This is a genomic window from Oleiphilus sp. HI0086 (genome assembly GCF_001635225.1).
Genome location: NZ_LWFZ01000749.1, coordinates 1 through 8,767 on the forward strand (window position 1 = coordinate 1; position 8,767 = coordinate 8,767).

Consider the following 8,767-nt stretch of genomic DNA (forward strand, 5'->3'; position numbering starts at 1 on the left):
TCTCTTCGGCGCTAAGTTCAAGCGCTTGGATATTGAGCTTGGCTTTAGCTTCAACCTTGGTGCTCAATGGCAAATCCGGGCACAAACGGCTTACCACAGCTTTTATCAGCAACAAACCAAAGAACAAGCCTATCAGCACTCCTCCAGTTTTTCTCTGGTTCATTATTTTTAAGAGTAAGAAAAAGGGTTTCTCAATCGAAAACATACATTCCCTCGTCTCGCTGGCAGGGTTAGCGCGGGGTAGACTCAGCGAGGGGTGGAACCCTCTGCCTACAGATATGAGGTTATACTATTATTGTAGGTAGAGCCTTCCATGGCTCGCTAGCGGGTTAGCACGAGATATACTCATGCGAGAGCTGAAACCCTCTGCTGATTACGTCTAGACCAATAAAAAAATAGAAACTACCTGAACGAAACCATATCATTTAAACTGGCATGATAAATTTGAATCAGAGATATAAGCTATGAGCGACAGCACCACGCTAACTGCCCTTGAGATCGACCGCCAACATATCTGGCACCCCTACAGTGCAATTGGTGCACCCCATAAGATTTTTCATGTCGAATCAGCTCAAGGTTGCACACTCAAGCTAAAAGACGGAACAAAGCTAATAGACGGCATGGCGTCCTGGTGGAGCGTCATTCATGGTTATAATCACCCTACACTAAATGAAGCCCTAAAAGCACAATGCGACAAAATGTCTCATGTCATGTTTGGCGGTCTCACGCACGATCCAGCCATCGAGCTAAGCAAACTCCTGGTTGAGATCAGCCCTCAAAAATTAGAGGCTGTATTCTTCGCCGACTCAGGCTCTGTGGCCGTTGAAGTCGCCATGAAAATGGCAATTCAGTACTGGCATGACCAAGGCAAACCCAAGAAGCAACGCTTTATCTCGCTACTTAATGGCTATCATGGCGACACCTTTGCGGCCATGTCGGTGTGTGACCCGATAAACGGTATGCACTCACTGTTCTCAGAAACCTTAACCAAGCAGTTCTTTGTTCCAGCACCCACATCTAAGCCAGGTGAAGCCTGCAATGAACATGACAAGCAAGCCCTTAGAGCAGCGCTTGAGAACCACCACCAAGATACCGCAGCCATTATTATGGAGCCTATCGTTCAAGGTGCCGGGGGAATGCGCTTTTATTCTGAGTCCTATTTGAGAGAAGCTCGTAAACTTGCAGATGAGTTTGGCGTTCTGCTAATTTTTGATGAAATTGCTACCGGCTTTGGCCGTACCGGAAAACTCTTCGCCTGTGAACATGCCGAGGTAACACCCGACATTTTATGCCTAGGCAAAGCCATCACCGGTGGCTACATGACCCTCGCGGCGACGCTTACGACGAGACATATCAGTGATACCATCAGCTCAGGTAACCCAGGCGTTTTCATGCACGGCCCAACCTTTATGGCCAACCCTCTCGCTTGCGCTGTAGCATTGGCAAGCGTAAAGCAGCTTTTAGACTCGCCTTGGGAAGATCGTTTAGCTAATATCGAAACCAAGCTAAAACAAGGCTTAAGCCCATGCGCCAAGCTAGACAGCGTAAATGAAGTACGTGTCTTGGGTGGAATCGGTGTTGTCGAATTATATGAAGCCGTCAATATGGCTGAGATACAAGGCCGCTTCGTTGAGCAAGGTGTTTGGGTGCGCCCCTTTGGTAAACTCGTTTACGTCATGCCGCCTTATGTCATGAGCAATGATGAACTAGCAAAACTCTGTCAGGCCATCCATCACGTTATCAAACACTATCATCAAGTTTGAGCGGCTAATACTGCGTACTTACCGCTAAACTTAACGCAGGTTTTGCCATTCTCATCCGGGACGCTCACCTCAATATGGAAGACCGATTTTCCAAGCCCGGTGTGATGGTGCTGAGCTTTTTCCAAGATTTCGGGTGCAGGTGCATAAGCCGTGGCGACAAGCCGGCCTCTCAGTGGCCGAAGGTAGTTGATCTCCCCCTTGGCAACAACGATATCTCCCTTAAGCCCTAGCGCTTCAGCTTTAAGCTGAGTCATTCCCCAACCGGCGATCACACAGAGATTGTATAAGCTTCCACCAAAAGCGGTGCCTTTATCGTTAATATTCTCTGATAACGGTGCGCTGACCTTTAGTGTTTCGCCATCATAGGCATCAATAGAAACCTGGGCGGCACGAGCCAGCGGGAGATGTTTGATGAGAAAGGCCTCTAGCGCCTGCCCTTGCTTAGAATAATTTTCCACCATTACCGCCTCTCACTGTTTCCTACTCTTTTTTATTGAAGGTATTTTAAGCATAAAAAAAGGGAGGTTTTCAAACCTCCCTTCCTTTAATGGCCACTCAATGCACTGCAAGTGACCTAAGTTTCATCACTAAAGCTTATTCAGCTTCAGCTAATTCTTTCATGCTTAGCTTGATACGGCCTCGGTTATCGACATCTAGAACCTTAACCTTAACCATCTGACCCTCTTCAAGAACATCAGTTACTTTCTCAACACGCTCATTTGAGATTTGAGAAATATGAACCAAGCCATCTTTACCAGGCAAGATATTAACGAATGCACCGAAATCAACGATACGCTCAACTTTACCTTCGTAAACCTGACCAATTTCAGCTTCAGCAGTGATACCCATAATCATATCGATAGCTGCTTGAGCACTCGCATTGTCTTCACCAAATACCTTGATAGAACCGTCATCTTCGATATCAACTGATGCACCAGTCTGTTCAGTAATAGAACGGATCGTTGCACCACCTTTACCGATAACGTCACGAATCTTGTCAGCGTGAACACTCATGGTACGCATTGCAGGAGCCTTGTCAGACAAGTTCTCGCGAGATGCATCAATTACCTTGTTCATTTCACCAAGAATATGAATACGAGCATCGTGTGCCTGCTTAAGTGCGATATCCATGATCTGCTCATTGATACCTTCGATCTTGATATCCATCTGCAAAGCAGTAATACCTTCGTCAGTACCCGCTACTTTAAAGTCCATATCGCCTAAGTGATCTTCATCACCCAAGATATCAGTCAGAACGGCAAAGTCATCACCTTCTTTAACCAAGCCCATTGCGATACCCGCAACTGGCGCAGCTAAAGGTACACCCGCATCCATCATTGCCAAGCTGCTTCCGCAAACACTTGCCATTGAGCTAGAACCGTTAGATTCTGTGATTTCAGATACACAACGAATTGTGTATGGGAATTCCTCAGCGGTAGGCATAAGCGCCTGAAGACCACGCTTAGCCAACTTACCATGACCGATCTCACGACGACCTGGAGGACCCATACGACCACACTCACCTACAGAGTAAGGAGGGAAGTTGTAGTGCAACATGAAGTTTTCTTTGTATTCGCCAGCATAATCGTCAACGATCTGTGCATCACGAGAGGTACCTAGCGTTGTCGTAACAATCGCCTGAGTCTCACCACGTGTAAACAAAGCTGAACCATGAGTATTCGGCAGTACACCCACTTCAACCTTTATAGGACGAACAGTGCTGTTGTCACGACCATCGATACGAGGCTCGCCTTGCGTGATACGACCACGAACAATTTTCTTTTCTAACTTAGAGAAGTAAGCTTTAACGTCATCTGCAGAAGGTGAATCTTCCGCATCGGTCACTAGCTTCTCAACAGCAGCAGCTTTCAGCTCACCTAGTGCACTGTAACGTGCCATTTTGTCGCTAATAGAGTAAGCAGCTGTAATACCTTCCGCTGACTCAGCCGCAACAGCTTCAGCAAGCGCAGTGTTCACTTCTTCAGGAGTCCAGTCCCACTTCTCAGTGCCTACTTCTTCAGCAAACTCGGTTACAGCAGTAACGATTGCCTGCATTTCCTGGTGAGCAAACAAAACAGCGCCCAGCATTTCGTCTTCAGTCATTTCTTTTGCTTCAGACTCAACCATCAATACTGCGTCTTTGGTGCCCGCTACAACCATGTCTAATAACGAATCTTCCAACTCAGCGTTTGTTGGGTTAAGTGAATAACCATCTTCATCAGTAAAGCCAACACGTGCTGCACCGATAGGACCATTGAACGGAACACCTGAGATAGCCAACGCAGCAGAAGTACCGATCATCGCTGCGATATCTGAGTTGTCAGTTTTGTTTGCTGACATAACAGTACAAACAACCTGAACTTCGTTCATGAAACCATTTGGAAACAACGGACGAATTGGACGGTCAATTAGACGAGAAGTTAGCGTCTCTTTTTCAGAAGGACGCGATTCACGCTTGATGTAACCACCTGGGATTTTACCAATCGCATACTGTTTCTCGTTGTAGAAAACAGATAATGGGAAAAAGTCTTGGCCTGGCGCAGTTTGTTTAGCTGCTGTTACCGCAACCAATACTGCGATATCGTCCATTGTGACTAATACAGAACCTGTTGCTTGACGAGCGATTCTGCCTGTTTCGATTGTAACTTCTGACTTACCGTACTTAAATTTTTTAATAACCGGATTCACATCGGCTCCTTAATTTATTTTCTTTGATTTAGCTTCGCTAAATGACAAGGACTAAAAGCTTTACGTCTCAGTGTTCTTACTTCTTTGAAGAACGAGCTCAGAAAAAACACTCAGACATAAAACTTTACGGCCTTCTAACAAAGCACTTTTACATTTACCTTAGCTGCACAAACAACTAAGCGTGATGACAATCACATAAAAAAATATGATTATCGATAAAAAAGAACCGGCATGTCTATCTTTCAAGACATGCCGGTACTTTATTTATGACTTCATAACAAAATCATAGTCATCTCTAAAACAAAGCTCAAAAAGCTTACACCTTAGCGACGTAGACCTAAGCGAGCGATCAAGTCTAAATAACGCTGACCGTCCTTACGCTTCAAGTAGTCCAACAACTTACGACGCTGGTTAACCATACGGATCAAACCGCGACGTGAATGGTGGTCGTGCTTGTTACCCTTGAAGTGGCCTTGCAATTTGTTGATGTTAGTTGTCAACAATGCAACCTGAACTTCTGGAGAACCAGTATCACCTTCAGACTGTTGATATTCGCTTACTACTTTTGCTTTTTCTTCGGCATTAAGAGCCATAGTTATTTCCTCAATATGCTAATTAAAACTTAAGCCAACCGCGCATATTTACAGTCAACTCGTTTGCGAAACTTGTTTTCTTTCTACCGTTATTAGTTTGAAAAAGACCTATACCTGTGTCGCAATTTCATTAAAGTTGACGAGTCGACTAGGTTGTAACATACCTTCTTCGTCAATTTCAGCGACACCAGCAAAGACATATTGCTGACCATCTTTTTCAAAGGTAGATTCAAAATACTGCTTGAATATTGTCTGCTCGACACTTAAATTTTGGCATAAAGTATCAACAGGCAGATAAATACAGACAAAGCCAGTATTTTCAAAGTCGGCTATTCTAACCGCTTGTCCATTTAATATCGAGCTTACAAGCTCATTTTTTAGGCATACTTTGGGTGTATCAGGCAATAAACTGTCAATTGGCAGTAAATTGACATCTAAAACTGCTTCCAAGCCTTCACCTAAAGCAAGTTCTTGAGACATTTCGTCCAAAGCAAGCATCTTAACAGTGCTATCCAACATGAAGTGCCCGGCCTTAAAACGACGCAACATTGAGACATGCGCACCACAGCCCAGTTCATTACCAATATCTTCCACTAATGAGCGAATATAAGTACCTTTCGAACATTCGACAGTCAAATCGAGCTGCTTTTCGCGTAACTCATCGAGCTCAAGCCTGAAAATACTAACTGGGCGTGCAGGACGCTCTATCGTGATACCTTTGCGCGCATATTCATATAAGGGGCGACCCTGATGCTTTAGCGCAGAATACATAGATGGCACCTGCTCTATGTCACCTTTAAATTTCTCTAGCAAGCTTAATAAGGGAGCTTCACTGAGTGCAGGCACTTCTTTGATCTCGACCGTTTCGCCATCACTATCACCGGTCGTCCGGATATCTCCTAGAGTCGCGGTTGTGTAATAGCCTTTATTCGCATCAAGTAGATAACGAGAGAACTTGGTTGCCTCACCAAAACAAATTGGTAAAACACCCGTCGCTAGAGGATCAAGACTTCCGGTATGACCTGCTTTTTGAGCACCAAATATCCGCCGAGCTTTTTGCAAGGCAAAATTTGAAGTCATCCCTTGAGGCTTATCAAGCAACAACACCCCGTTTAGCAGGCGTCCTTTTCTTCTACGCGCCAAAGGGACTAGCCTTCGTTATCCGTAGGAGTATTGGAATCTTCATTCCCCTCATCGACAGACAAATCAGCGTCTTTCTTTCGAGCCTGAGAAATAAGATTATCGAGTTGACGGCCGCGTTTAACCGAAGCGTCAAAATGAAAACGTAGTTGCGGGATAGTTCTAAGCTTGATCATACGACCAAGCTCGCTGCGCAAGAACCCTGCTGCTCCGTTAAGTACTTTAATCGTACTTTTTACCTCAGCCGCATCAGCATCCAGATCATCAACTGTGAGTAAGGTAACATAAACATCGGCAAAACCGAGGTCTTTGGCCACCACCACTTGATTCACTGTTACCATGCCAACCCGAGGGTCCTTCATTGAAGAACGAAGCAACTCTGCCAGATCGCGTTGCATTTGATCAGCAATACGATCTGTTCTTTTAAAATCTTGCGCCATTAACTACTTATCCCGCTAATCAAACTAATTACGAATCGAGTGTACGTTCAACAGAGATCTTATCGAAGACCTCAATCTTATCGCCCACTTTTACGTCATAGTTCTTAACACCGATACCACATTCAGTACCTGAACGAACATCATTAACGTCATCCTTAAAGCGACGCAATGATTCTAACTCGCCTTCAAAGATCACGATATCGTCACGCAATACGCGAATCTTCTTATTACGGTAGATCGTACCTTCAAGCACCATACAACCCGCAACCTGACCAAACTTAGGAGACTTAAAGGTGTCACGAACTTCAGCGATGCCGACAATCTCTTCTTTAAACTCAGGAGCTAGCATGCCAGTTAGAGCTTGCTTAACGTGATCAATAATATCGTAGATAACGCTGTAGTAGCGAAGATCCAGACCTTCTTCATCAATAATCTTTCTTGCAGAAGCATCAGCACGAACGTTAAAGCCAACAATTACCGCATTGGTAGTTAAAGCCAGGTTAGCATCAGTACCGGTAATACCACCGACACCACTACCCACGATTCTTACTTGAACTTCTTCATTACCAATGTCATTCAATGATGCCGTCAGCGCCTCCAAAGAACCACGCACGTCAGTTTTCAGAACAACGTTCAAAGTACGAACTTCATCTTGGCCCATATTGCTAAACATGTTCTCAAGCTTAGAAGCCTGTTGACGCTGCAAGCGATCCTTTCGGCTCTTCTCTTCGCGGAACTCAGCTACTTCACGTGCCTTTCGCTCGCTCTCAACAACAACAAACTCGTCACCCGCATCAGGCGTGCCATTAAGACCCAGTATCTCAACTGGAATAGACGGGCCTGCATCTTTAATTGGCTGACCATTTTCATCAAGCATCGCTCGAACGCGACCGTAACACATGCCCGCAATAACGATATCACCACCACGAAGTGTACCGTTCTGTATCAATACTGTTGATACAGCACCACGGCCTTTATCAAGGCTAGATTCCACAACAACACCTTTTGCCGGAACGTTCTTGGCAGCTGTTAACTCTAGAAGCTCAGCTTGAAGCAATACAGCATCAAGCAAAGCATCAATACCTTCACCGGTATGCGCAGAAACGTTTACAAACTGGACATCGCCACCCCAGTCTTCGGGGATAACTTCTTTCGTCGCTAGTTCATTTTTAACACGATCAGGATCTGCTTGCTCTTTATCCATTTTGTTTACCGCAACAACGATCGGCATATTTGCTGATCGCGCATGCTGAATCGCTTCTTCGGTTTGTGGCATCATGCCATCATCGGCTGCTACAACCAGAATAACAATATCAGTACTGCTCGCACCACGTGCACGCATAGCTGTAAAGGCTGCGTGTCCTGGCGTATCCAGGAAGGTGATCATGCCATGACCGGTCTCTACGTGATAAGCACCAATATGCTGTGTAATACCACCTGACTCTCCACTAGCTACTTTCGCTTTACGGATATAATCAAGCAGAGAGGTCTTACCGTGGTCAACGTGACCCATTACACTGATAACTGGCGCACGAGGCGTCTCTTCACCTGCGTAATCGATACTCTCAATCACTTCAGCTTCGATCGCATCTTCAGCAACCAATTTCACTGTATGACCTAACTCCTCAGTAACAAGCACTGCAGTTTCTTGGTCAATAGACTGGTTCTGCGTTGCCATAACGCCCATACCCATCAGTGATTTAATCACAACGGCGCTCTTAACAGACATCTTGTCTGCCAATTCACTTACGATGATTGACTCACCGATATTTACTTCTCTAACCACAGGCGACACCGGTTTCTCGAAAGCATGAGTACGTTTTACTTTCTTCTTTTTAGACTTTAGCTTACGTGGCTGCGGCTCATCTTCATCGATAAGAACATCTAAACTGATTGTTGATAGATCTTCATCTCGCTGACGAGGCGCTCTGTGTCCGGCAGACTTAACATGCTTGCGTTTCGGAGCTTCGTCCTCATCCACAACAGGCACTTTTTCTTTCTTCTTGTGCTTTTTATGCTTTTCGTTTGTTTCAAGCTCAGCAGGCGTCACTGGTACTTCAGCCTTCGGCGCTTTCGCTTCACTTTTCTTAGCATCTTCCGCTTCACGCTTAGCTTCAGCCTCTTTGGCTTCTTGCTCTTTTCG

At 45.2% G+C, this 8,767-nt stretch carries 7 protein-coding genes; 1 reads left to right on the forward strand and 6 read right to left on the reverse strand.

Annotated features, from left to right (window positions below; all coding sequences use genetic code 11):
- Window positions 1–464 precede the first annotated feature (464 nt).
- On the forward strand, window positions 465–1,763 hold the full coding sequence (gene bioA, locus A3756_RS12675) for an adenosylmethionine--8-amino-7-oxononanoate transaminase (protein ID WP_068553619.1): 1,299 nt from the start codon (window positions 465–467) through the stop codon (window positions 1,761–1,763).
- Here bioA and A3756_RS12680 read toward each other — a convergent pair.
- The 6 genes from A3756_RS12680 to infB all read right to left on the reverse strand — a co-directional run.
- A complete protein-coding gene (locus tag A3756_RS12680; RefSeq protein ID WP_068515199.1) occupies window positions 1,754–2,224 on the reverse strand; it encodes a YiiD C-terminal domain-containing protein in 471 nt (156 codons plus the stop codon). The two genes, bioA and A3756_RS12680, sit on opposite strands and share 10 nt — an antisense overlap.
- 133 nt (window positions 2,225–2,357) lie before the next feature.
- Window positions 2,358–4,451 (reverse strand): polyribonucleotide nucleotidyltransferase, encoded by a 2,094-nt coding sequence (gene pnp, locus A3756_RS12685; RefSeq protein WP_068515201.1) that lies wholly within the window; start codon window positions 4,449–4,451, stop codon window positions 2,358–2,360.
- Between the two features lie 323 nt (window positions 4,452–4,774).
- Window positions 4,775–5,044, reverse strand: a complete 270-nt coding sequence (rpsO, locus tag A3756_RS12690) for a 30S ribosomal protein S15 (RefSeq protein WP_068509647.1) — start codon at window positions 5,042–5,044, stop codon at window positions 4,775–4,777.
- A gap of 108 nt (window positions 5,045–5,152) precedes the next feature.
- Window positions 5,153–6,187 carry a tRNA pseudouridine(55) synthase TruB gene (gene truB / locus A3756_RS12695; protein ID WP_068515203.1) on the reverse strand — a complete coding sequence of 345 codons (1,035 nt, stop codon included), beginning with the start codon at window positions 6,185–6,187 and terminating at the stop codon, window positions 5,153–5,155.
- Window positions 6,188–6,192: 5 nt separating this feature from the next.
- Entirely contained in the window at window positions 6,193–6,624 is a 432-nt protein-coding gene (gene rbfA / locus A3756_RS12700; RefSeq protein ID WP_068553620.1) for a 30S ribosome-binding factor RbfA, read from the reverse strand.
- 28 nt (window positions 6,625–6,652) lie between these two features.
- On the reverse strand, window positions 6,653–8,767 hold a 2,115-nt coding region (infB, locus tag A3756_RS12705; protein WP_082865240.1), incomplete at its 5' end, for a translation initiation factor IF-2.